24 protein-coding genes and 1 pseudogene are annotated in these 21,808 nt (G+C 72.8%); 13 read left to right on the plus strand and 12 right to left on the minus strand.

The window, feature by feature from the left end:
* Positions 1 to 21: 21 nt before the first annotated feature.
* From ACZ6ZR_RS24760 to ACZ6ZR_RS24770, 3 genes are read left to right on the plus strand one after another with little or no spacing between them, the layout of a single operon-like run.
* Positions 22 to 1,122, plus strand: a complete 1,101-nt coding sequence (locus ACZ6ZR_RS24760) for an energy-coupling factor transporter transmembrane component T (protein WP_465645699.1) — start codon at positions 22 to 24, stop codon at positions 1,120 to 1,122.
* Positions 1,119 to 2,732: an ABC transporter ATP-binding protein gene (locus ACZ6ZR_RS24765; protein ID WP_465645701.1), complete on the plus strand. Its 1,614-nt coding sequence runs from the start codon at positions 1,119 to 1,121 to the stop codon at positions 2,730 to 2,732. Before ACZ6ZR_RS24760 ends, ACZ6ZR_RS24765 begins: the two co-directional genes overlap by 4 nt.
* Positions 2,729 to 3,577, plus strand: coding sequence for an ECF transporter S component (locus tag ACZ6ZR_RS24770; RefSeq protein ID WP_465645702.1), 849 nt, complete (start codon positions 2,729 to 2,731; stop codon positions 3,575 to 3,577). Before ACZ6ZR_RS24765 ends, ACZ6ZR_RS24770 begins: the two co-directional genes overlap by 4 nt.
* A gap of 32 nt (positions 3,578 to 3,609) precedes the next feature.
* On the opposite strand, the gene ACZ6ZR_RS24775 is transcribed toward ACZ6ZR_RS24770, so the two are convergent.
* Positions 3,610 to 3,828 (minus strand): DUF397 domain-containing protein, encoded by a 219-nt coding sequence (locus tag ACZ6ZR_RS24775; RefSeq protein ID WP_465645704.1) that lies wholly within the window; start codon positions 3,826 to 3,828, stop codon positions 3,610 to 3,612.
* 34 nt (positions 3,829 to 3,862) lie between these two features.
* A pseudogene (locus ACZ6ZR_RS24780) lies at positions 3,863 to 4,675 on the minus strand (helix-turn-helix domain-containing protein); the annotation flags it as partial.
* Between the two features lie 134 nt (positions 4,676 to 4,809).
* Here ACZ6ZR_RS24780 and ACZ6ZR_RS24785 point away from each other — a divergent pair.
* From ACZ6ZR_RS24785 to ACZ6ZR_RS24795, 3 genes are all read left to right on the plus strand, one after another.
* Entirely contained in the window at positions 4,810 to 5,019 is a 210-nt protein-coding gene (locus ACZ6ZR_RS24785) for a hypothetical protein (RefSeq protein ID WP_465645706.1), read from the plus strand.
* A gap of 12 nt (positions 5,020 to 5,031) precedes the next feature.
* Entirely contained in the window at positions 5,032 to 5,325 is a 294-nt protein-coding gene (locus ACZ6ZR_RS24790) for a hypothetical protein (RefSeq protein WP_465645708.1), read from the plus strand.
* 66 nt (positions 5,326 to 5,391) lie between these two features.
* Entirely contained in the window at positions 5,392 to 5,718 is a 327-nt protein-coding gene (locus ACZ6ZR_RS24795) for a hypothetical protein (RefSeq protein WP_465645710.1), read from the plus strand.
* Positions 5,719 to 6,064: 346 nt separating this feature from the next.
* Here the strand turns inward: ACZ6ZR_RS24795 and ACZ6ZR_RS24800 are convergent, their stop codons facing one another.
* From ACZ6ZR_RS24800 to ACZ6ZR_RS24810, 3 genes are all read right to left on the minus strand, one after another.
* Positions 6,065 to 6,400 carry an antibiotic biosynthesis monooxygenase family protein gene (locus ACZ6ZR_RS24800; protein ID WP_465645712.1) on the minus strand — a complete coding sequence of 112 codons (336 nt, stop codon included), beginning with the start codon at positions 6,398 to 6,400 and terminating at the stop codon, positions 6,065 to 6,067.
* Between the two features lie 58 nt (positions 6,401 to 6,458).
* Positions 6,459 to 6,953 (minus strand): hypothetical protein, encoded by a 495-nt coding sequence (locus ACZ6ZR_RS24805; protein WP_465645714.1) that lies wholly within the window; start codon positions 6,951 to 6,953, stop codon positions 6,459 to 6,461.
* A 100-nt stretch (positions 6,954 to 7,053) separates the two neighbouring features.
* A complete protein-coding gene (locus tag ACZ6ZR_RS24810; protein ID WP_465645716.1) occupies positions 7,054 to 7,401 on the minus strand; it encodes a DoxX family protein in 348 nt (115 codons plus the stop codon).
* Between the two features lie 96 nt (positions 7,402 to 7,497).
* Here ACZ6ZR_RS24810 and ACZ6ZR_RS24815 point away from each other — a divergent pair, with 96 nt between their 5' ends.
* The 5 genes from ACZ6ZR_RS24815 (at position 7,498) to ACZ6ZR_RS24835 (ending at position 10,680) form a co-directional block, all read left to right on the plus strand.
* Entirely contained in the window at positions 7,498 to 7,956 is a 459-nt protein-coding gene (locus ACZ6ZR_RS24815) for a MarR family winged helix-turn-helix transcriptional regulator (RefSeq protein WP_465645718.1), read from the plus strand.
* A 55-nt stretch (positions 7,957 to 8,011) separates the two neighbouring features.
* Positions 8,012 to 8,860: a GNAT family N-acetyltransferase gene (locus ACZ6ZR_RS24820; protein WP_465645720.1), complete on the plus strand. Its 849-nt coding sequence runs from the start codon at positions 8,012 to 8,014 to the stop codon at positions 8,858 to 8,860.
* A 97-nt stretch (positions 8,861 to 8,957) separates the two neighbouring features.
* Positions 8,958 to 9,179, plus strand: a complete 222-nt coding sequence (locus tag ACZ6ZR_RS24825; protein WP_465645722.1) for a hypothetical protein — start codon at positions 8,958 to 8,960, stop codon at positions 9,177 to 9,179.
* The gene (locus ACZ6ZR_RS24830) at positions 9,176 to 9,715 is read left to right on the plus strand and encodes an RNA polymerase sigma factor (RefSeq protein WP_465645724.1); all 540 of its coding nucleotides are present in this window, start codon (positions 9,176 to 9,178) and stop codon (positions 9,713 to 9,715) included. The genes ACZ6ZR_RS24825 and ACZ6ZR_RS24830 overlap by 4 nt, the downstream gene beginning before the upstream one ends.
* The gene (locus tag ACZ6ZR_RS24835) at positions 9,712 to 10,680 is read left to right on the plus strand and encodes a hypothetical protein (protein ID WP_465645726.1); all 969 of its coding nucleotides are present in this window, start codon (positions 9,712 to 9,714) and stop codon (positions 10,678 to 10,680) included. Before ACZ6ZR_RS24830 ends, ACZ6ZR_RS24835 begins: the two co-directional genes overlap by 4 nt.
* 1 nt (position 10,681) lies before the next feature.
* On the opposite strand, the gene ACZ6ZR_RS24840 is transcribed toward ACZ6ZR_RS24835, so the two are convergent.
* Both ACZ6ZR_RS24840 and ACZ6ZR_RS24845 read right to left on the minus strand, forming a co-directional pair.
* A complete protein-coding gene (locus ACZ6ZR_RS24840; protein ID WP_465645728.1) occupies positions 10,682 to 11,569 on the minus strand; it encodes an LLM class flavin-dependent oxidoreductase in 888 nt (295 codons plus the stop codon).
* Between the two features lie 159 nt (positions 11,570 to 11,728).
* Positions 11,729 to 13,777 (minus strand): MFS transporter, encoded by a 2,049-nt coding sequence (locus tag ACZ6ZR_RS24845; protein WP_465645730.1) that lies wholly within the window; start codon positions 13,775 to 13,777, stop codon positions 11,729 to 11,731.
* 253 nt (positions 13,778 to 14,030) lie between these two features.
* Here ACZ6ZR_RS24845 and ACZ6ZR_RS24850 point away from each other — a divergent pair, with 253 nt between their 5' ends.
* Positions 14,031 to 15,011, plus strand: coding sequence for a hypothetical protein (locus ACZ6ZR_RS24850; protein WP_465645732.1), 981 nt, complete (start codon positions 14,031 to 14,033; stop codon positions 15,009 to 15,011).
* A gap of 7 nt (positions 15,012 to 15,018) precedes the next feature.
* On the opposite strand, the gene ACZ6ZR_RS24855 is transcribed toward ACZ6ZR_RS24850, so the two are convergent.
* The 5 genes from ACZ6ZR_RS24855 to ACZ6ZR_RS24875 form a co-directional block, all read right to left on the minus strand.
* Positions 15,019 to 15,606 (minus strand): TMEM165/GDT1 family protein, encoded by a 588-nt coding sequence (locus ACZ6ZR_RS24855; protein ID WP_465645733.1) that lies wholly within the window; start codon positions 15,604 to 15,606, stop codon positions 15,019 to 15,021.
* A gap of 219 nt (positions 15,607 to 15,825) precedes the next feature.
* Positions 15,826 to 16,569: an ABC transporter permease gene (locus tag ACZ6ZR_RS24860; RefSeq protein ID WP_465645735.1), complete on the minus strand. Its 744-nt coding sequence runs from the start codon at positions 16,567 to 16,569 to the stop codon at positions 15,826 to 15,828.
* A 29-nt stretch (positions 16,570 to 16,598) separates the two neighbouring features.
* A complete protein-coding gene (locus ACZ6ZR_RS24865; RefSeq protein WP_465645737.1) occupies positions 16,599 to 18,134 on the minus strand; it encodes a dolichyl-phosphate-mannose--protein mannosyltransferase in 1,536 nt (511 codons plus the stop codon).
* A 105-nt stretch (positions 18,135 to 18,239) separates the two neighbouring features.
* On the minus strand, positions 18,240 to 19,616 hold the full coding sequence (locus tag ACZ6ZR_RS24870) for an FAD-binding oxidoreductase (RefSeq protein ID WP_465645739.1): 1,377 nt from the start codon (positions 19,614 to 19,616) through the stop codon (positions 18,240 to 18,242).
* Between the two features lie 197 nt (positions 19,617 to 19,813).
* Positions 19,814 to 21,100 (minus strand): MFS transporter, encoded by a 1,287-nt coding sequence (locus tag ACZ6ZR_RS24875; protein ID WP_465645741.1) that lies wholly within the window; start codon positions 21,098 to 21,100, stop codon positions 19,814 to 19,816.
* A 121-nt stretch (positions 21,101 to 21,221) separates the two neighbouring features.
* On the opposite strand from ACZ6ZR_RS24875, the gene ACZ6ZR_RS24880 reads away from it, so the two are divergent.
* Positions 21,222 to 21,779 carry a MarR family winged helix-turn-helix transcriptional regulator gene (locus ACZ6ZR_RS24880; RefSeq protein WP_465645743.1) on the plus strand — a complete coding sequence of 186 codons (558 nt, stop codon included), beginning with the start codon at positions 21,222 to 21,224 and terminating at the stop codon, positions 21,777 to 21,779.
* Positions 21,780 to 21,808: the final 29 nt, after the last annotated feature.

Consider the following 21,808-nt stretch of genomic DNA (forward strand, 5'->3'; position numbering starts at 1 on the left):
TCACCCCCCGAAGGTCTCCTCGTGCCCCGAGCCACCACCCGCTCCGCGATCGGCCCGCGCCGTCTGCACCCCGGCGCGTGGTGGCTCTGGGCGCTCGGCCTCGGCGCGGCGGCCTCCCGGACCACCAACCCGCTGCTGCTCCTGCTGATCGTCGCCGTCGCCGGGTACGTGGTCGCCGCCCGCCGCTCCACCGAGCCGTGGGCCCGCTCCTACGGGACCTTCCTGCGCCTCGCCCTGGTGGTGCTGGCGATCCGGCTGGTCTTCACCGTGCTGCTCGGCTCCGCCGTCGGCGGCACCCACGTCGTCCTCACCCTCCCCCAACTCCCGCTCCCGGACTGGGCGCAGGGCGTACGGATCGGCGGCCGGGTGACCCTGGAGGCGCTGCTCTTCTCGCTCTACCAGAGCCTGCGACTGGCCACCCTGCTGATCTGCGTCGGCGCGGCCAACTCGCTGGCCAGCCCGTCCCGCCTGCTGCGCACCCTGCCCGGTGCGCTCTACGAGGCGGGCGTGGCCGCCGTGGTGGCGATGACCTTCGCGCCGAACCTGGTCGCCGACGTCCAACGGGTGCGCACCGCACGGCGGTTGCGCGGCCGCTCGGACAAGGGGATCAAGGCGCTGCTCAGCGTCGGCCTGCCGGTGCTGGAGAGCGCGCTCGAACGGTCCGTCAGCCTGGCCGCCGCGATGGACAGCCGGGGCTTCGGCCGCACCGCCGACGTACCGCCCCGGATCGCCCGGACCACCGCCGCCCTCACCCTGCTCGGCCTGATCGGCGTCTGCGCCGCCTGCTACGGGCTGCTCAGCGCGGACGGCGGTGGCTGGGCCCTGCCGGTGCTGGTGCTCGGCCTGCTGGCCGCCGGAGCCGGACTGGCGCTCGGCGGCCGCCGGTCGGTCCGCACCCGCCACCGGCCGGATCCGTGGGCCTGGCGGGAGTGGGCGGTGGCGGGCTCCGGCGCCGCGGTGGCCGCCCTGCTGGTCCTGCTCTCGCTCCACGACCCGTCCGGCTTCAACCCGACCGTGGTACCGCCGAGTTGGCCCACCCTGCCGCTCCTGCCCGCGCTGGCCGTGCTGGTCGGCCTGCTCCCCGCCTTCGTCGCCCCCTCCCCCGCTCCGAGGAATCCGTGATCACCTTCGACCAGGTCTCCGTCCGGTACCAGGACGCCACCGCTCCGGTGCTGCGCGAGGTGAGCCTGACCGTCCCCGAGGGCGAACTCTGCCTCGTGGTCGGCCCGTCCGGTGTCGGCAAGTCCACCCTGCTGGGCACCGTGAGCGGCCTGGTCCCGCACTTCACCGGCGGCGTGCTGACGGGCAGGGTCACCGTGGCCGGCCGCGACACCCGGCAGCACCGCCCGCGCGAACTCGCCGACGTGGTCGGCACGGTGGGCCAGGACCCGCTGGCGCACTTCGTCACCGACACCGTCGAGGACGAACTCGCCTACGGCATGGAGTCCCTGGGCCTGGCCCCCGAGGTGATGCGCCGCCGGGTCGAGGAGACCCTCGACCTGCTCGGCCTGGCCGAGCTGCGCGACCGTCCGCTCTCCGCCCTCTCCGGCGGCCAGCAGCAGCGCGTCGCCATCGGCTCGGTGCTCACCGCCCACCCCCGGGTCCTGGTGCTGGACGAGCCGACCTCCGCGCTCGACCCCGGCGCCGCCGAGGAGGTGCTCGCCGTGCTGCAACGGCTGGTGCACGACCTCGGCACCACCGTCCTGCTCACCGAGCACCGCCTGGAGCGGGTGGTCCAGTACGCCGACCAGGTGCTGCTGCTCTCCCCCGACTCCCCTCCCCTGCTGGACGATCCGGCCACCGTGATGGCCGTCTCCCCGGTCCACCCACCGGTGGTCGGCCTCGGCCGCGCGGCCGGCTGGAGCCCGCTGCCGCTGACCGTCCGGGACGCCCGCCGCAAGGCCGGCCCGCTGCGCGCCGCCCTGGACGGCCGGACCCCACCCGCCACCGCCCACGCGCCGGGTGCCCCGGTCGCCACCGTCGACCGCCTGGTGGTCAGGCGCGGGCCCGTCCCGGTCCTCCGGGGCCTCCAACTCACCCTCCCCGCAGGGGAGATCACCGCCCTGATGGGCCGCAACGGCGCGGGAAAGTCCACCCTGCTCTCCACCCTCACCGGCCTGTACCGCCCCGACTCCGGCACCGTCCGCCTCGGCGAACTGGCCACCGCCCCGCACAAGGCCAAGCCCCGCGAGCTGATCCGCCGGGTCGGCCTCGTCCCGCAGGACCCGCGCGACCTGCTCTACGCCGAGACGGTGGCCGCCGAGTGCGCCGGAGCCGACGCCGACTCCGGTGCGGAGCCCGGCAGTTGCCGCGCCCTGGTGGCCCGGCTGCTCCCCGGCATCGACGACGCCCAGCACCCGCGCGACCTCTCCGAGGGCCAGCGGCTCACCCTCGCCCTGGCCGTGGTCCTCACCTCCCGCCCCCCGCTGCTCCTGCTGGACGAGCCCACCCGCGGCCTGGACTACGCCGCCAAGGCCCGCCTGGTCACCGTCCTGCGCGAGCTCGCCGCCGACGGCCACGCCGTCCTGCTCGCCACCCACGACGTGGAGCTGGCCGCCGAACTCGCCCACCGCACCGTCATCCTGGCCGACGGCGAGATCGTCGCGGACGGCCCGAGCGCCGAGATCGTGGTCTCCTCCCCCGCCTTCGCCCCCCAGGTCGCCAAGGTCCTCGCCCCGCTCCCCTGGCTGACGGTCCCCCAGGTCACCGCCGCCCTCTCGGAGTCCCGATGACCTCCCCCGTCTCCCTGGACCGCCCCGTCCCCCTCGGCCGCCGCTCCATCGCGCTGCTCCTGCTCATCACCGTCATCGGCGTGATCGCCTTCGGCTGGCCGCTGCTCGCCGACCCCTCCTCCACCCTGGCCTACCACTCCGCCGACGCCCCTTGGCTGTTCGCCCTGCTGATGCCGCTCCTGATCGGGGTCGTCATCGCTCAGATCTCCGAAGGCCGCAGCGGCCAGGCCGGGTTGGACGCCAAGTCGGTCGCCCTGCTCGGCGTGCTGGCCGCAGTCGGGGCGGCCCTGCGGCCGCTCGGTGCGGGCACCGCCGGGCTGGAGCCGATGTTCTTCCTGATCGTGCTCTCCGGCCGGGTGCTCGGCCCGGGCTTCGGCTTCGTCCTCGGCTCGCTCACCATGTTCGCCTCCGCCCTGCTCACCGCCGGCGTCGGCCCCTGGCTCCCGTTCCAGATGCTCAGCATGGGCTGGGTCTGCCTCGGCGCCGGCCTCCTCCCCGGCCCCGCCACCCTCCGCGGCCGCCGCGAACTAGCCATGCTCGCCACCTACGGCGCCCTGTCCGCCCTCGCCTACGGCACCGTCATGAACCTCCAGGGCTGGCCCTACCTCGGCGCAGGCCTCCCCCCGGCCCTCTCCTACTCCCCCGACGCCCCCCTCACCACCAACCTCGCCCACTTCCTCGCCTACTGCCTCACCACCTCCCTCGGCTGGGACCTCCCCCGCGCCGCCCTCACCGCCGTCCTCTGCCTCACCATCGGCGCCCCCGTCCTCCGCACCCTCCGCCGAGCCACCCGCCGCGCCGCCTTCGCCACCCCGGCCACCTTCGAAAACGCGAAGGACGCCTGACCCCCCAGGGGCCAGGCGTCCGTTCGCCACTCTCAGACCTCGAACCCCGCCGCGAACCCGGCGAACGCCGCCCACGCCTCGGCCCCGAACACCAACGCGGGCCCCTCCGGATCCTTCGAGTCACGCACCGGCACCACGCCGCCGCACGCGAACCCGGGCGCCCACTCGACGCAGTTGCCGGAGTTTCCGTCCGAGTGGGAGCTCTTCACCCACACCGCCGTGGACAGGTCCAAACGCGGGGAAACGGCCATGTTCATCAAGTCCCTTCATGACACGCCGGATCAGGCATGCCGACTGGGCGACAGGCAGCGCATGAGCGCGGGTCAGATCATAGTCAGCGGCATACGCCGCCACCTGGGATGGCTCATCGATGAAATGCCCTGACGCAAGGCTTTCCGTATAGATGCGTTTCTGACCGTCACGCATCTCCATCAGGATCATTCCCGCCATGTGCATCCGGGTCGCTTCCCCTCGCCCGAACGGCATCACCTGGATCGCGATGTTCGGCCGCCGCATCAGGTCCAGCAGGTGCCCCAACTGCTCCCGCATCACCGCCACCGACCCCACCACCCGCAGCAGCGTCGGCTCGTCCAGCACCACCACCAACAGCGGCGCACCCACCCCGAACAGACGCGCCTGCCGGGCCCGCCGGTCCGCCACCCGCCGGTCGATCGAATCCGGCCCCTCGTCCGGGTTGTGCGCCTCGAACAGCGCCCGCATGTACGCCTCGGTCTGCAACAGTCCGGAGATCCGCCCAGTCTGCAACTCCCGGATCTGCACCGCCTGTTCCTCGACCACCACGAACTCCGAGAACCAGTCCCAGCTCGGCTGCCGCCCCACCAGGTACGGCGTCACCAGCTCCCAGGCGGCGACCAACCCGCCGCCCGCACCGAGCGCCTCGTCCATCCGCTCGGCCCACACCCGGTTCAGTGCCGAACGGTCGTTCTCGTAGTGGCTGATCATCGTCTGATGGGTGTTCAGCCGCCCCGCCAGCTCCGCCTGCGTCAGCCCCGCCGCGTCCCGGTACCGGCGCACCACCGCCCCCAGGGTCACCACCACCTCAACCCCGGGCCCCAGCACGGGCTTTCGAATGGCCATGATCGTCCCCCAATAGTCTTGCAACGCTCATGCCGGAACTCTTGGTGACGGAAGTATCACAGTCCGATGCTGGCTCTGCGGGCCCAACAGCGAATCCACCACCCGCCCGAGCACCTCACTCCGGAGGCAGCACCGTGCCAGCCACACCCCACCCGCCCGACGACGAACCGGCCCACACCGTCCGACTCTCCCTCACGGTCTACCGGATCGCCCCGGACGGAGCCCGCTCCCCGGTCTCGTCCCGGAGCTACACGGCGGACGACCGCCTCCCCTTCGTTCGGATGGCCCCCTGGCCGGACTGCCGCTGCCCGCTCCACACCGCCGGGCCCGCCCAACCAACCTGAAACGAGACCGACTTGACCGATCACCAGCACGCCGAACGCCGACAGCGCGAGGTCCTCCTCGCCCAGGTCGAACAGCTCGCCGCCGCCAAACGGGCCGCCCGCGCCCACCTCGACGCACTCGACGCCCAGCTCCGCCGCACCGCCCGCTCCGCCTACTCGGCCGGCGCCTACTGGCACGAGATCGGCTCCCACGCAGGCGTCTCCACCGAGACCGCCCGCCGCTACCGCCACGACCTCGTGAACGGCGTCCACCGCCACCCCGCCGAGCCGATGTCCCCCCGCGTCATCCGCGAACGCGGCGACTGAACCGTCTCCCGAGCCCGACCGCTGGGCTCCTTGGCCGACCGTGGTACGCGTCACACAATGGCTTGCATGGCCAAGGCCAGGATCAGCATCAGCCTCGACGAGGACCGTGCCGAGCGGATCGGGCGGCACGCCGAACGCGCGGGCATGGACGTCTCCGCCTATCTCGTCAACGCGGCCACCCGGCAGATGGCCGAAGTAGAGGCAGCCGAGGCCCAGTTCGCACGGATCGACTCCGAGATCGCCGCTGCCACCGCAGCAGCCGAAGCGCTGCCGCCGCTGCCCGAGATCACGGCCGGCGACCTGACGGAGCAGGAACGCCGGGAAGTCGAGGAAGCCCTGGCGCTGGTCCACGGAACGGATCCGCGGGCGCCGCGCCCGGACCACGCCGCATGACCGTACGCGTACCGGTCTACGACACCGGGACGCTGATCGCCCTCGCCGACCGCAAGTCCAAGGCGGTCATGCTCCATTCGGCAGAGCCCTCGGCGCAGCCGACCTGCCCGCCAAGAACCACCCTGACGCGGTCGACGCCTTGGTCACCCTGACCGCGGCCCGCCACGGCAGCGCCGTCGTCCTCACCAGTGATCCGGCCGACCTGACGGCCTACCTCACCGCGCTCGACGCCCAGGACGTGCAGGTCATCCAGGTGTGATCCACCGATGGTCCGGGATACCGACACGCAAGAGGCCCCGGCACGCCAACTGGAGCGCCGGGGCCTCAACGGTTGACTCGTCCAGGATCAGGCGGTCTTCGGGCCTGCCGACTGGACGACCTCGAAGGACCAGAGCTCGGCACCGGTGGCGGCCGGGCGGGGCTGCTCGCCGCCCTGCGGGGCGGCGCCGCCACCGCCGTGGGCGGCGCGGGCCGGGCCGTCGGCCCAGGCCTGGTACTGCTCCTCGCTGGCCCAGCGGGTGTACACCATGTACCGGTCACTGCCCTCGACCGGGCGGAGCAGCTCGAACCACTCGAAGCCGTCCGAGCCCTCGACCGAACCGGCCCGGGAGGCGAAGCGCTTCTCCAGCGTCTCCCGCATCTCGGCGGGCACCGTCAACACGTTGATCTTCACGACAGACATGCCACCCACCTTACGGGCCCGCGGCGGCCGGACGGCCGGCGGACACCCTGAGGTCCCGTCAACTGCCGGACGTCGTCCCCGTGTCGTCCAGCGCGGAGCGCGCCTGCGCCGTGAAGTCCCCGAGCCGCTCCGCCAGTGTGGTCACCTCGACCGCGTGGCGCTCGACGAATTCGCCGTTCCGGTCCGGGGATTCGCCCGAGGCGCGCCAGGCGAGGAGGGTCACGTGCATCGAGTGGAGCCCCTGCCGGACTTGGTGAGCGGCCTGTTCCACCGACTCGGGCCCCTCGACCGCGAGACCGGCCCAGGTCGTCTGGACCAGGGCCAGGTGCTCCTCGGCCGCCTGGAGGTGCCGGTCGGCCGTGGCGGTGTCGGGGGTGTCACCGATCAGTGCGCGCGCCGCCGCCTTCAGGGCCGCCCGGGTTTCGCTCGCCGGGGCGAGGAAGGCGCTGTACGCGTCGCGCCGCAGCTGGCGACGCCACTGGACGTGCTCGACCCTGGCCTGCCCCGCCAGCTGCCGCCCGGCCGACCGGCTGGAGATCGCCGATGCCGCCACGGTGCCGAGGACACCAACTGCCGTACCCAGTAACGCCGCAAGCCCCTGATCCATGCGGCAGATTATGCCCCGCCCGAGCGCCCGAGCGGCTGACCGCCCGTCAGGAGGCCAGCGCGAGGACGAGGGCCGCCGCCGAGAGGAGCGTGAAGAGCACCGACCCCGGCGCACCCTTGACGTCGCCGGCCCGCAGGTGGGCGACCACCGCGCCGAGGAAGTAGAGGACCAGGCCGACGGCGGCCGCTGTGCCGAGCGGACGGAAGGCGATGCCGGCCAGCAGGCCGAGCGCGCCCGCCGCCTTGGCGGCGGCCAGCAGCGGGAGGCTGCCCTCGGAGACGCCGAGGGCGGGCAGGCCGCCAACGATCTTCGGGTCCTTCACCAGGAAGGCGCGGGCCGAGAACCCCAGCCCGAGCGCGAGCAGAACGGCCAGGACGACGTAAGCGACGGACACGGGGGCTCCAGGGGTCATTCGTGGATGGACGGAAATCATTGAACACCATCAACGATGGAAGTCAACCAATCATTCTCCCCCGGCTACGATGGACCCATGGAGAACGCCGAGGCAGCGGCCGACGGACCGATGGACCGACTCGGGTTCGTGCTGGCCTGGCACGGCGCCGCCACCGACACCCGCATCCGCCGCGCCCTGAGCAGCACCGGCCTCGGCCCCCGGCACACCATGACCCTGATGCACCTGGGCCCCGCCCCGCTCGGCCAGCGGCAGCTCGCCGAACGGCTCGGCGTCGACCCGAGCGTGCTGGTCGCCCTGCTCAACGACCTCGAGGGCGCCGGCCTGGTCGAACGCCGCCGCGACCCGGCCGACCGCCGCCGCCACATCGTCGAGATCACCCCGGCCGGGACCACCACCCTCGACCACCTCGACCACACCCTCACCGACGTCGAATCCGCCCTCTTCGGCGACCTCTCCGAACACGAACGCACCACCCTGCGCGGGCTCCTCGGCCGGATCAACACCTCCGCCGCCGACCACGTCTGCGAGGCCTGACCGCCCCGCCGGTAATTCACTGCCCCTCACCTCCACCCGCTCCTAGGGTGACCCGGTGACCAACTATCAGGAAGCAAGCGACCGCGGCGTCTGGCAGGCCGACTTCAAGCGGCGGACGGTGGCCGCCTACCAACAGGCCGGCTGCTCACCCGCCCTCGCCCAAGCCCTCTTCGACCGCACCACCCGCCGCCTCCCCGAATGGACCGTCCTCACCGACGGCACCCACTGGCTGACCCTCTCCGCCATCGAGGGCTTCGGGCAGGTCCACGACCTCACCGACCCGGCCGCCCTCCCCTTCGCCGAACGCTGGTGCGCCGAACACGGCGCCACCCGGATCGAGTCCCGCCGCACCGGCGGCCCCGGCCCCTTCGCCGACTACCCGGTCTCAGGGCAGAACCGGATGCGCGCCTTCGACACCACCGAACCCCCGCAGCCCCCGCCCGGCCTGACGGTCCGTCCACTCACCGAGGCCGAGTACCCCGCCTGGCGCGCCGCCGAGCACGCCGCCTACGTCTTCGACATCCTCCGGGCCGGAGCCCTCACCCCCGAAGAGGCCGAGGCCAAGTCCGAGCGCGACTTCGCCGAGGAACTCCCCCGGGGGCAGCAAACCCCCGGCCACGGCTTCTACGCCTTCGAGGCCGACGGCGAAGTGGTCGGCACCGGCTGGGTCCAGCACTCCTTCCTCCCCGGCACCACCTTCGGCTTCTCCCTGGAGATCCACGAGAACCACCGCGGCAAGGGCCACGGCCGCGCCGCCATGGCCGCCGGCGAGTGGATCACCCGCCAGGGCGGCGACGACTGCCTGATGTTCAACGTCTTCGGCGGCAACGAGGTCGCCATGAACCTCTACGACGCCACCGGCTTCACCGTCATCGACGAAACCCGCTCCCGCCCACTGAACTGATTCCCCCACACGGAAGTTCACGGACGCCGGCGCGGCAGGCTCTTGGTAGATGACGGGCCGCCGACCGGCGGCCCGGACCCTCCAGGGAAGGGCACGGATGGACCCGCTCCTCGGCAGCACCATCGCCCTGCTCGCGGCCCACCTCGCCGCCGTGGTGGCGCTCGGGCTCCGACTGCGCTCGCAGACCCGCCAGTTGCGCACCCAGCACCACCTGATCGAGACCCTCGCCCGCGAACTCCCGCCCGGCAGCCGCTTCGAAGAGCACCACCCGGACGGCCGCCGCGTCGTCCTCACCCTCCCCGGGACGGCCCCCCGGTGAACGAGCCCGAAGAACTCGCCACCTGCGCACCGGCCGTCCCCGAGACCGACACCGATTCGGAGGGGTTCAACGATTTCTACCGCACCCACTTCAACCGCCTGGTCGCCTTCCTGATGGTCCAGGGCGCCCAGCTCACCCTGGCCCGCGACCTGACCCAGGAAACGATGATCAAGGCCCTCCGGCGCTGGTCCGACCTGACCGCCCCGGCCGCCTGGTGCCGGACGGTGGCAGCCAGGGCCTTGATCCGCCACCTCAGCACGGTCACCGAGCACCCCGTGGACGAGCTCCCGGAGACCGGCCTGCCCCGACTTCGGACCGACGAACTCGACGAATGGGAGCACCGGCAGGAGCTGCTCACCCTCCTCTCCGGCCTTCCCCCACGCCAACGGCAGGTCCTGGCCTGGCACTTCGCCGGGCACACCCCGACCGAGATCGCCCAGGAGCTCAGGATCGAACCGGCGGCAGTCCGGGCCAGCCTGATGAAGGCGCGCCGCGCGGCGGCCGCCGAGCTCACCCGCCGGAAGGAGGAAGAGTGACCGACCCCCAGGACCCCCTCGCCGTACTCCACAACCGCCTGCTGGAACAGCTCGACGCCACCGTGGACCTGGAGTCCGGTCTGCACGAGCTCGAACTCGCCGCCCGGCACGCCGCCCTGGTGAAGGAGTTGGACAGGATCATCGACGTGGAATCCGGGCTCGTCCCGCTCCTCCGACCGGCCATCGGGGCCGCCTCACACCACCCCGATCTCACCGTCCGCCGACAGCTGGGGCTGCGTCAGGACCCGCTGGTGCGGGCGGCCATCCTCACCGAAGAGGCAACGCGGCTGCTCCGCGTCCTCCAACCCGTGCAGCACGCAGTCGCCTTGGCCGAGAACCTCTCCCCGCAGGCCCCGACCCTACGACTGCGCAGCCTTCTCGCCGAGGCCTCGAAGACGGCGGCCAAGCTGGGCGTCCCGGGCAGCTCCGAGCTGGAGGCCGCAGTCACACGGGTGCGGAACCACATGTTCGACGGCCACGCCCGCCGCCTCGTCCTCGACGTCGCGCGCGACCTGAACAGCCAGGTGCACCAAGTGCGCTTCGGAATGAACCTGCTGACCCGAGGCTCGCGCGCCGACTGGTCGGCCCTGACGGCCGCACTCGCGGCCTACCTGGCTGCCGCTCCCGATGCTCGCCCCATCGCACTGGAGCACGCCCTGGCCCTGGCCACGCGGCAACGGAACGCCCTGGACGACACCGTGGCCGACCTGCTCGGACTCCCTCGCGGCCCCGGCCTCTGCATCGAGCTCCACGCCGGGCTGTTGGACGACGTCACCCGAGCCGACCTCACCGACGTACCGCTGACCGAGGCCGAACTGAGCGGTCTGCGCTGGTCGTTGGAGGGGACCCGATGGCCGCCGTCGGTGGACGTGCGGCTCCTGCTGGCGCGGTCCGTCGAGCATCCGTCCGGCGTCTACACCGTGCTGCCTCCGGGCTCCACCACCGACGACCGGGTGCGGCTGTGAGTCAGGCGTCGGCCCGCAGCAGGTCGTGCAGCGTCCGGGCGTGGGCCAGGTACTCGTCGGCGTCCTGGGCGGCGGAGTGCAGGTCGATCAGTGGTTCGGCGCCCAACTCCCGTGCCGCAGACGCGAGGTAGGAGGCGATCTGCCGCACAGTCCCCCGCTCCGGGACGCCGTCGTCCTCGGTGGGGGTGAGGACGGGGTCGACGCGGAGGACCAGGCGGAGGGTGTCGGGGTCGCGGCCGGCGGCCTCGGCGTGGTGGCGGACGGTGGTCCAGAGGGTGGTGAGGGCCGGGAGGGGGAGGCCTACGCCGAGCCAGCCGTCGGCGCGGCGGCCGGCCCGCTCCAGGGCGCCGGGGCTGGTGCCGCCCAACAGCAGGGGCGGGCGCGGGCGTTGGACCGGTCTGGCCCGGACGGCGGAGGGCTGGACGGTCCACGGGTTGCCGGTATGGGAGACCTCCTCGCCGTCGGCCCAGATCCGTTCCAGGACGTCCAGGGTCTCCTCCAGGCGGGCGGCCTGGCCGCGCCAGGGGATGCCCACCGCCTGCTGCTCGTCCTCGGGCCAGCCCAGCCCGAGGCCCACGTCCAGCCGTCCGTCGCTGACCACGTCGAGGGTGGTGAGGGTGCGGGCGAGCAGGACGGGCGGGTACCAGAGGGCGTCGAGGGTGCTGGTGCCCAGGCGGGCCCGGCGGGTGGCGCCGGCGGCGACGGTGAGGAGGTTCAGCGGGTCCGGGGAGGCGCGGTGCTCGGCGGGGGTCTGCGGCGGGGGCGCCGAGCTGCGGTCGCCGACCCAGAGGCTGTCGTAGCCGATCTCCTCCGCGTCGGCCGCGAGCCGGGCCGGGAGCCCGGGGCCGGCGAGCCGGCCGTACTGGGGGATGGACAGTCCGATGCGCATGACGGGTGAGGCCCTCCGGATCAGTGGCGGCGGGATCAGACCCTATCGACGGAGTGCGAACCCACCTCCGCCAGTTGACGTACTCCGGGGCAGTGTTCGCCGGTCACGGGGGGCACTCGAGCCGTCCCCTCCGACCGCTTGCCAGGACGTCCGGCCGCGTCAGTACGTCCGGCCCTCGCCGCGCTGCGGCGGCTGCGGCGTGCGGTCCGGCGGGGCGCCGCCGAGCTGGGAGCTGAGGCGGGTGAGCAGGTCCGCGAGTTCGGTGAACTGCTGCTCGTCGTAGTCGCCGAGGAGCTTGGCGAGTTGGGAGCGGCGGGCCGCGACCAGCCGGACGGCGACCTCGGCGCCGGCCTCGGTGAGGCGCAGCGGCAGCCCGTTGCGGACGGCCAGGCCGCGGCTCTCCACCTCGCGGGCGGCCTCCTCGATGACGGCGACCGGGACGGTCTTGTGTTCGGCCAGTTCGGCCGGTTCGGCGGAGCCGTGACGGTGCATCTGGAGGATGAGCCAGCTGGAGGCGGGTCTGAGGTCGAGGCCGGCCTCGGCGGTGATCCGGCGGAACAGGTCGCGGCGGGCGTCCCGGGTGCCGAGCACGGACAGGGCCCGGGCGATCTCGTCCAGCGAGGAGCGCTCGACCGGGTTGACGCCGATCGACTCGCTGAGGTCGGGGGCGGTGACGGTGGAGCGGAGCGGCTGCTCGCGCAGGAAGAGCGCGAGCACGAAGGCGAGCACCGCGACCGGCACCGCGTAGAGGAAGACCTGGGTGATCGACTCGGCGTAGGCGTGGTAGATCCCGGCCTGGGCGGCGGCGGGCAGGGCGGAGATCGAGCGCGGGTCGGAGGAGATCGCCTCCGGGCTGAAGCCGGGCGGGAGTTGGACACCCGTCAGGTCCTCGGTGAGGCGGCGGTTGAGGCCACTGGCGAAGACGGTGCCGAAGATCGAGACGCCGAAGGAGGCGCCGATCGAGCGGAAGAAGGTGGCACCGGCGGTGGCCACGCCGAGGTCCTCGTACCCGACCGAGTTCTGCACGATCAGCACCAGCACCTGCATCACCAGGCCGAGCCCGAGGCCGAAGACCAGGAAGTAGAGGCTCATCTCGGTGGTGGAGCTGTGCTCGGTGAGCCGGGAGAGCAGCCAGAGGCCGACCGAGGTGACGGCGGTGCCGGCGATCGGGAAGACCCGGTAGCGGCCGGTGCGGGAGACGATCTGGCCGGAGCCGATCGAGGTGAGCAGCATGCCGAGCACCATCGGCAGCATGTGGATGCCGGACATGGTCGGCGAGACCTGCATGACCACCTGGAGGAAGGTCGGCAGGTAGGTCAGCGCGCCGAACATCGCGAAGCCGACCACGAAGGAGATCACCGCGACCAGGCTGAAGGTCGGCGAGCGGAACAGCCGCAGCGGGAGCACCGGCTCCACCGCCCGGCGCTCCACCTGGACGAAGACGGCGAGCAGCAGCAGGCCGAGCACCCCGAGGCCGATGATCTGCCAGGAGCCCCACGGCCAGGTGGTACCGCCGAGCGAGGTCATCAGCACCAGGCAGGTGGCGACCGAGGCGATCAGGACGGTGCCCAGGTAGTCGATGGTGTGCTCGCGCTTCACCTCGCTGCCGTGCAGCACGGCGGCGATCACCACCAGCGCGACGACGCCGATCGGCAGGTTGATGTAGAACACCCAGCGCCAGCTGAGGTTGTCCACGAAGACTCCGCCGAGCAGCGGCCCGAGCACGCTGGTGACGCCGAAGACGGCGCCGAACAGGCCCTGGTACTTGCCGCGGTCGCGCGGCGAGACCAGGTCGCCGACGATCGCCTGCGAGAGCACCATCAGGCCGCCGCCGCCCAGGCCCTGGAGAGCGCGGAAGGCGATCAGTTCGCCCATGTTCTGGGCCAGTCCGCAGAGGCCGGAGCCGATCAGGAAGAGCACGATCGACGCCTGGAAGAAGCGCTTGCGGCCGTACATGTCGCCGAGCTTGCCCCAGAGCGGGGTGGCCGCCGTGGAGGCCAGCATGTACGCGGTGACCACCCAGGAGAGGTGCTCCAGGCCGCCGAGGTCGCTGACGATGGTGGGCAGTGCGGTGGAGACGATGGTCTGGTCGAGCGCGGCCAGCAGCATCGCCAGCAGCAGGGCGCCGATCGGCACCCAGAGCTTGTGGACCGTCACCTCCGGGGGCCGCTGGTCCTCGAACCGCTCCGGCGTGGCCGCCTCCGCCATGCCCGCTCCTCGGTGCTCGGGGCCCGCACGGCGCCCGGGGTGATGATCAGACAGATTCCCCCATGATGTCAGAAATGTCTGATTCGGCATCAATTCGCTGCACCGTTCGCACGGATGGCGTCCACCGAGCCTGCACCCGTGCGGATTCACCACCAACCCGGACAAGCCCCCCTGAGTCCCTGTCCACCCACCGGAACCTCCTGCATAATCAGCCCCGTTCGAGCGCCACCACACCACCGAGGAGGGCCGGCCCATGCCGGGAGAGCACCACGAGGGGCCGCTGGTCCGGCCGTACGTGCCCGCCCCGGCCCCGGCGGACGACCCCTTCTCCACCCAGGTGATGCCGCCCGTCCCCCCGGACGGCTTCGCCACCCAGCTGCTGCCGCCCGTGCCCGCGCACGACGCCGCGGCCACCCAGTTCCTGCCCCCGGTGCCGCCCGCGCCGACCCAGCAGCCGATCCCGGTCCAGCAGATCCCGGGACTCCAGCTGATACCCGGGCCACCGCCTCCGCCGCACCAGCCCCCCGCCGAGACCGACCTCGGCGTCTTCGGCTTCCGCAACGCACCCGGGGCCGCCCCCGGCGGCCGGGCCGAGCGGCGTCAGCAGGAGCAGGAGTCGGCCGGGCGCAGACGCACCGTCATCATCGGCGCGGGCGTGGGCATCGCGGCGGTCGGCGCCGGCCTGGCCTTCCTGCTCGCCCCCTCCGACGCCAAGGACACCCACGACCGCGCCGTCCCCGTCCCGGTCGGCTCCTTCCAGCCCAGCCCCACCCCCACCCCCGAGTCGGCCCCCGACACCCCGTCGGCCACCGCCACCTCCTCGGCCACCCGCACCACCGCCAAGCCCAAGCCCTCCGCGACCCCCACCCGCACCACGGCCGCCCCCACCACCACGGCCCCGGTCGCCCCACCCGCCCCGGCCACCAGCGCCCCGCCCAGCAGCACCCCGCCCAGCAGCACCCCGACGACCGCAGCGCCCACCCCTACGCCCCGGGTGCTCCGGGACCCGGCACACGGTGAGGACGTCCTGCTGCTGGAGCGTCAGCTGGACCAGTACTTCTGCGGCCGGGCCGGGCTGAAGACACCGGACGACACCTACGACTGGCGCACCAGCCAGGCCGTCTCCCGCGTACAGATACGGGAGGACGTCTACGAGGAGGAGTGGGGCGTCTACGGGCCGCTGACCCGGGCCGCCCTCCAGAAGGCCCTCGCCGACCCGGAGCAGCGCTGCTGACCTGACGTCAGCCGGTCGCGGCCTTGACCAGGCTGACGGCGGACATCACCAGCATGATGCAGGCCGCCACCCGGATGATCACCTTCATCGGGACGTACTGGAGCAGCTTCTGCCCGCCCAGGATGGCGATCGCGCTGACCGAGCAGAGGGCCAGCCAGGCGCCGATGCCGACGGAGAGCGGGTCGTCGTACTTGGCGGCCAGGTTGGCGGTCATGATCTGGGTGAGGTCGCCGAACTCGGCCACCGCGACCAGGACGAAGCTGGCGCCGGCCACCTTCCAGAAGCTGGTGGAGGAGGGCTGCTTGGCCTCGTGGCCCTCGTCCTCCTCCTCGCCCTTGGGCCAGAGCAGCATCACCGCGCCGGCCAGGAAGAGCAGCCCGGTGACGCCCTCCACCCAGCGCTGCGGGAGCAGCGAGAGCAGGTGGCCGGCCGCCAGGGCGATGCCGACCTGGAGGGCGAAGGCGGCGGCGATGCCGGCGAAGACGTACGAGGCGCGGTACTTGGTGCCGAGCACCAAGGAGGCCAGCGCGGTCTTGTCGGGGAGTTCGGCGAGGAAGACGATGCCGAAGGTGATCGCGGCGACGGTGATACTCATCGGAGCGTGTGGCCCTTCATCGGGTCGGGGCTGCCCGCCGCGATGACCCGTGGAAGGGGACGCCTCGGCACGGCAGCACTGGTCAATGTTCACAGCACTGCGGCCGAAGGTCTCGCCAACACCCGCGAACGGGTGTCCCGGGCACCGGGCTCCCGTACGGGCGAGCCAGTATGTCGACGCTCCGGTGGAGGGCTACTCCCCTTCAACAACCCGGCAAGCCTACCTGCTCACCGCACCCCGGCCGACAAGCTCCAGCACCACCACGACCGCCACCGCCTCCACCACCAGCAGCGCGACCAGCACGAAGAGCTGCACCGCCCCGGCCTCCGCCGCGCTCGCCCCGCCCAGCAGCATGCCGACGAAGGCCCCGGGCAGTGTGACCAGGCCCACCGTCCTGGTCTGGTCGAGGGCCGGGACGAGCGAGGTGGCGGCAGCCGTCCGGCAGATCTCCAGCCGGGCGTCGCGGCCCTCGAAGCCGAGTGCCAGGGCCGCCTCGACCTCGCCCCGACGCTGCGTCAGTTCGTCCAGCGCGCGCCGCCCGGCCAGCGAGGTGGCGGTCAGCGCGCCGCCGGTCAGGATGCCCGCGACGGGGATCACCGAGAGGCCCTGGAAGGGCAGCAGCCCGGAGCCGAGCAGGAGCAGCAGCACCGGCAGCACCCCGGCCCCGATCGGCAGCGCCGCCCACCCCCACCCGGGGCCGGAGGGCACCATCCGCCGCCCGGCGGTGCGCACCGCGACCGAGAACATCAGCAGCACGAAGGCGGCGGAGGTCCACATCGACCCGGCCACCCAGGTGATCACCAGGGCCACCACGCCGAGCTGGAGCACCGCCCGCAGCCCGGCCCGCAGCACCGCCTTGCCGTGCCCGAGCCGCCCGAGCCCGGCCACCGCCACCCCGGCGGCCAGCAGCAGCGCGGTCGCGACCCCCAGGGCCGGCCCCACCGGCAGGAGCTGAGCCGCCATCAGATGCCCATCGGATGCATGAGCTGCCGTCAGACCCAGGTGGTGAACCACATCCGGTCCTGCCAGTCCGACATCGGGATCACCTCCGCCGTGTAGAGCGGCAGGAAGAACGCGAAGCACCCGAGCACCGCCAGCACGATCGCGCCCGCGCCGACCGCGCCCCACCGCCGTCGCTCCGCCGAGCTGCCCTCCGGCCCGAGCAGGCCGCCGAGCAGCTGGGCCACCGCCAGACAGAGGAAGGGCAGCAGCACCACCATGTAGAAGGAGAAGGTGGTGCGCCCCTGGTAGCCGAACCAGGGCAGGTAGATCCCGGCCACCGCGCAGAGCACCGCTCCGGAGCGCCAGTCCCGCCGGAAGAACCAGCGCCAGAGCGCGTACAGCAGGGCGAGGCAGCCGGTCCACCAGAGCAGCGGGGTGCCGAGGGCGAGGATCTGCGAGGCGCAGCCGCCGGGGCTGGTGCAGCCCTGCTGCCCGTTGGGCACCTGCTGCCAGTACATCGAGACCGGGCGGCCCTGCACCAGCCAGCTCCAGGCGTTGGACTGGTAGGTGTGCGGGGTGGAGAGTCCGGTGTTGAAGTCGTACATCTGCTGCTGGTAGTGCCACCAGCTGCGCAGTGCGGCGGGCACCCAGGAGGAGCCCTGGCCCTCGGCCCACTTCCGGTCGTAGCCGCCGTCGATGACGAACCATCCGGTCCAGGAGAGCAGGTAGACCAGGGCCGAGACGCCGACCATCGCGAGGAAGGCGGGTACGGCGTCCCGGCGCAGCATGGCGGGCCACGGATGGGCGGCCCCGGCCCGGCGGCGGGCGGCCTGGTCCCAGAGCACGGTCAGCACGCCGAAGGCGGCCAGCACCGGGAGGCCGTTCCACTTCACCGAGCAGGCGCAGCCGAGCAGCACCCCGGCGGCCAGCCGCCAGGGCCGCCACCCGAGCCTCGCCCGGTCCCCGTCCACCTCGCCCTCGGTGCGGAACGCGGGCAGCCGTTCGCGGACCCGGTCGCGGTCGATCAGCAGGCAGCCGAAGGCGGCCAGCACGAAGAACATCAGCACGCCGTCGAGCAGGCCGACCCGGCTCATCACGAACTGGAGGCCGTCCACCGCCATCAGCAGCGCGGCGGTGCAGCCCAGCAGGGTGGAGCCGAACAGCCGGCGCCCGATCCGGGCCAGCATCAGCACGGTGACGGTGCCCAGCAGCGCGACCGCGAACCGCCAGCCGAAGGGGTGCAGGCCGTACGCCCACTCGCCGAGCGAGATGACCCACTTGCCGAGCGGGGGGTGGGCGATGAACTCGGGCGCGGAGGTGAGCGGGATCCGCTGCGGGACGGCGAGGATCTGGGCGTTGGCGTCGTCCGCCCAGACGCCCTCGTAGCCCTGCTGGAGCAGGGACCAGGCGTCCTTGGGGTAGTAGGTCTCGTCGAAGACGAAGGCGTTCGGGTACCCGAGGCCCCAGAACCGCAGCAGCCCGGCGAAGAGCGCCACCCCGAGGGGGCCGAGCCAGCCGGCGTACCAGGCGGGACGGGACCGCTGGACGCGTTCGACGAGGGTCCTGCTCTCCACCGCTTGCGTCATGCCCTCGCCGATTCGTCGCCTGGCTCTGTTCCCTGACCGACCGACAGTTTTGTCGGCTTTGCCGGGAATCCTAGCCTTGACGGCGGGTCAGACGAGGGCGATCCGTCAGGCGGGGACGATGTTGTGGTTCAGGTGGAAGACGTTCTCCGGGTCGTAGGCCGACTTCACCGCGGCCAGCCGCCGGGCGTTGCCGGTGCCGAGCCCGGCGGCGACCCGGTCCGGGCCCTCGTCACCGATGAAGTTGAGGTAGACCGAGCCGACCGACCAGGGCTGCATGTCCTCCCGCACCCCGTGCACCCAGGCCGCGCCCCGGGCGTCGTCGGCCGGGTCCTCCCAGACCCCGAACGGGTGGACCGCCCAGGGGGCGACCCGCCAGGGCACCGGGAAGTCGCCCGCGCCCCGGGCCACCGCGCCGCCCATCGGGAAGAACGCGTGCATCGAGGCGGAGGGAGAGATCATCTCCAGCCCCCGGGCACAGAACAGCTCGGCGGCCTCCCCGGGGAACTCGCTCAGGTACTCGGCCGACCAGCGGTTCCGCTCTCCGGGCGGGTCGTCCAGCATGCACTGGACCTCCGCGTACGGGAGCTCGGCGATCATCTCCCCGGCGTGGCCGTCGGCCAGCAGCGGGGCGAACAGCTCCCGGGCCGCCGCCTCACCGCCGGTGTAGGTGAGCAGCACACCGACCGCCCGCTTGCCGACCAGCTCGGCCGGTACGAAGGGCGCGGGCGGGCCGGTCATGTAGACGAAGCCGCCGCCGACCTCGTCGGGGGCGCCCGCCATGAACTCGGTGAAGCGGCCCAGCACGGTGGGCCCGGCCTCCGGCTGCCAGAGCAGCATGGCCATCGTGAAGTTCGGCAACTCGTGCAGCTTGAAGGTGAGTTGGGTGGCGACGCCGAAGTTGCCGCCGCCGCCGTGCAGGGCCCAGAACAGCTCGGGGTGGCGGTCCTCGTCGGCGGTGATCAGCTCCCCCTCGGCCGTCACCAGGGTGGCCGCGAGCAGGTTGTCGCAGGCCAGGCCGTACTTGCGCTCCAGCCAGCCGGAGCCGCCACCGAGGGTGAGCCCGGCCACGCCGGTGGAGGAGTCCCGGCCGCCGGTGGTGGCCAGGCCGTACCGCTGGGTGGCCTGGTCCAGGTCGGCCATCACGGCGCCGCCGCCGACCCGGGCGGTGCCCGCCTCCGGGTCGACCACCACGGAGTTCATCCGGCGCAGGTCGACCACCAGGCCGTCGTTGACGGAGGCTCCGCTGACGGCGTGGCCGCCGGCCCGGACGGCGATCTCCAGATCGTTCTCCCGGCCGAAGGCGATCGCGGCGGCCACGTCGGCCGGGCCCTCGCACTGGGCGATCACCTGCGGGTGACGGTCGATCATCGCGTTGAAGACCGCGCGGGCCTCGTCGTAACCGGCGCCGTCGGGGGTGATCACCTCACCGGCGAAGCCCGCGCGTAGATCGGCGAGCAGTCTGGGATGCAGTTCGGCGGCCATGGCACTCGCCCTCTCAGGAGGGGCGCCCCTGCTGCTGGTCCGGCGTGCCGCCCTCCCCCGGGCGCCGGGCGGCGGGACACCCCGCACGGCCGCTCCGACGCGCTCCACGTCCCTCAAACGTAGACCCGGCCGTCACCCGACGCATTCTCGGGTGACGGCCGGGCCGTGGGTCTCGCGGGTCCTCCGCGGGGGCCGGGTCAGGCCGCCGTCTGGAGCTTCTCCGCGGTGATCCGGGCGTTGTCCTGAGCCGGCGTCAGCTCCTCGCGCAGACGCAGCGCCAGCACCACGATCAGCACGGTGCAGAGCGTCATCGCGGCCAGGTAGACCGGCCAGGTGCCGGAGCCGACCAGCAGCACGCCGACGGCGGGGCCGACCGCGATGGCGATCTGCTTCACCAGCGCGTAGCCGGAGTTGTACGTGCCGAGCAGCCGGGCCGGGGCCAGGTCGGCGACGATCGGGCCCAGGGTCGGGGCCAGCAGCGACTCACCGACGCCGAACAGCGCGTAGACCGCGATGATGGCGACGGTGGCGGCCACCGCCTCGCCCCGGACCAGGCCGGCCACCAGGGCCATCAGCCAGGCGCCCAGCCAGACCACACCGGCGGCGGCCATCGCGGTGGTGCGGCGGCGGCGCTCGGTGATCTTCACGACGAACATCTGCAGCACCACGATGGTCAGCGCGTTGGCGCCGATCGCCAGGCCCAGGGTGGACGGGGCGGTGCCGACGGTGTCGGTGGCGAAGGCCGCGACGCCGGACTCGAACTGGCCGTAGCAGGTGAAGAAGATCAGGCCGGCCAGCAGGCAGAGCCGCAGCATCGCCTTGTCCTTGACCAGCGCCTTGAGCCCCCGCGGGCCCTTGTGGCCGCCGGCCGGGGTGAGCACCGGCTCGGCCGCCGGGATCCGGGCGGTGCCGGTGACCAGGGCCAGGCCCAGGAAGGTGAGCGCCTCGATGGTGAACAGGCGGGTCAGACTGGCCGGTTCGGCCACGTCCACGATCTGCCCGCCGACCAGGGCGCCGATGCCCATGCCGAGGTTGATCAGGGTGAACTGGAGCGCGAAGGCCCGGGACCGGCTCGCCTTGGTCGAGCAGCGCACGATCATCGTGGCCAGCGCGGGCTGACAGGTCGTCACCCCGGCGCCGAACAGGAAGGAGGAGACCATCAGCGCGGCCGTGCCGGTGGCCTGCCCGAAGGCGAAGGCCCCGGCGGCTGCCATCGCGGCACCGGCCAGCAGCACCGGCCGCGGCCCGTACCGGTCGATGCCCCGCCCGGTGAACGGCAGCACGGCGAGCGCGGCCAGCGCGAAGACGGTGAACACCATCCCGGCGGCCAGCGAGCCCAGCCCGCGCACCTGGTCCACGTAGACGAACATGTACGGCATCGTGAACCCGCTGCCGAACGCGCTGAGCGCGTTTCCGATCTGGACGCGGCGCAGCGGACCGCCCGCCCCGAGACGCCTGCCCTGCTGCTTCACCGTGCCGGCCACCGTGCACAACCTTTCAAGAGATACTCTTAAGCCCAGAAGATTTCAGACCTAAACTCTAAGGATCGGAAGCCTTGCTTGTCAAAGTCTTAACAGGTGCACCGAGCCGTGGGAGGATGGAGCCATGAGCGCACCCAGACCAGCGACGCCGAACCCCGGCGAGCTGGCCATCGCCGAGCAGGTGGCCGCCTACCAGCGGGAATTCCCCACCGTGGACCCTCAGGTGGAGACCATCGTGTCCACCCTCTCCCGGGTCGCCCGGCGGATGAGCGTCGCCTACGGGCGCCAGCTGACCGTGCTGGGGATCACACCGGCCGAGTGGGAGGTGCTCAAGGCGCTGGTGGTGGCCGGCAGCCCGTACCAGCTCGGGCCCGGTGACCTGGCCAAGCGGCTCGGGCTGACCCCGGCCGCGATGACCCACCGGATCGACCGGATGGTGGCCGAGGACCTGGTCACCCGGGAGCGGGACGAGACCAACCGGGTCCGGGTGATCATCGAGCTGACCGCCGGCGGGCGGGCCAAGTGGCTGGAGTCCATGCGGATGGCCGCGGTCTTCGAGGAGGAGCTGCTCCAGGACATCGCCGCCGAGGAGCGCCCGGCCCTGTCCGAGATGCTCGGCCGGATGCTCCGCCGGATCGAGGAGAGCCAGCCGGACGCCCTCGGCCGCACCGAAGGCCTCTGACCCGTCCCCGCGAACGCGGGAAGGCCCCG

It is taken from the genome of Kitasatospora sp. NPDC088742 (assembly GCF_055584905.1).

Excerpts from the sequence above, each read along its gene's own strand:
- ACZ6ZR_RS24825 (WP_465645722.1), top strand. The coding sequence starts at position 8,958 with ATGGACCCGCTCCTCGGCAGCACCATCGCCCTGCTCGCGGCCCACCTC.
- ACZ6ZR_RS24815 (WP_465645718.1), top strand. The coding sequence starts at position 7,498 with ATGGAGAACGCCGAGGCAGCGGCCGACGGACCGATGGACCGACTCGGG.
- ACZ6ZR_RS24850 (WP_465645732.1), top strand. The coding sequence starts at position 14,031 with ATGCCGGGAGAGCACCACGAGGGGCCGCTGGTCCGGCCGTACGTGCCC.
- ACZ6ZR_RS24775 (WP_465645704.1), bottom strand. The coding sequence starts at position 3,828 with ATGGCCGTTTCCCCGCGTTTGGACCTGTCCACGGCGGTGTGGGTGAAG.
- ACZ6ZR_RS24800 (WP_465645712.1), bottom strand. The coding sequence starts at position 6,400 with ATGTCTGTCGTGAAGATCAACGTGTTGACGGTGCCCGCCGAGATGCGG.
- ACZ6ZR_RS24855 (WP_465645733.1), bottom strand. The coding sequence starts at position 15,606 with ATGAGTATCACCGTCGCCGCGATCACCTTCGGCATCGTCTTCCTCGCC.
- ACZ6ZR_RS24845 (WP_465645730.1), bottom strand. The coding sequence starts at position 13,777 with ATGGCGGAGGCGGCCACGCCGGAGCGGTTCGAGGACCAGCGGCCCCCG.
- ACZ6ZR_RS24795 (WP_465645710.1), top strand. The coding sequence starts at position 5,392 with ATGGCCAAGGCCAGGATCAGCATCAGCCTCGACGAGGACCGTGCCGAG.
- ACZ6ZR_RS24865 (WP_465645737.1), bottom strand. The coding sequence starts at position 18,134 with ATGACGCAAGCGGTGGAGAGCAGGACCCTCGTCGAACGCGTCCAGCGG.
- ACZ6ZR_RS24880 (WP_465645743.1), top strand. The coding sequence starts at position 21,222 with ATGAGCGCACCCAGACCAGCGACGCCGAACCCCGGCGAGCTGGCCATC.
- ACZ6ZR_RS24840 (WP_465645728.1), bottom strand. The coding sequence starts at position 11,569 with ATGCGCATCGGACTGTCCATCCCCCAGTACGGCCGGCTCGCCGGCCCC.
- ACZ6ZR_RS24860 (WP_465645735.1), bottom strand. The coding sequence starts at position 16,569 with ATGGCGGCTCAGCTCCTGCCGGTGGGGCCGGCCCTGGGGGTCGCGACC.
- ACZ6ZR_RS24870 (WP_465645739.1), bottom strand. The coding sequence starts at position 19,616 with ATGGCCGCCGAACTGCATCCCAGACTGCTCGCCGATCTACGCGCGGGC.
- ACZ6ZR_RS24770 (WP_465645702.1), top strand. The coding sequence starts at position 2,729 with ATGACCTCCCCCGTCTCCCTGGACCGCCCCGTCCCCCTCGGCCGCCGC.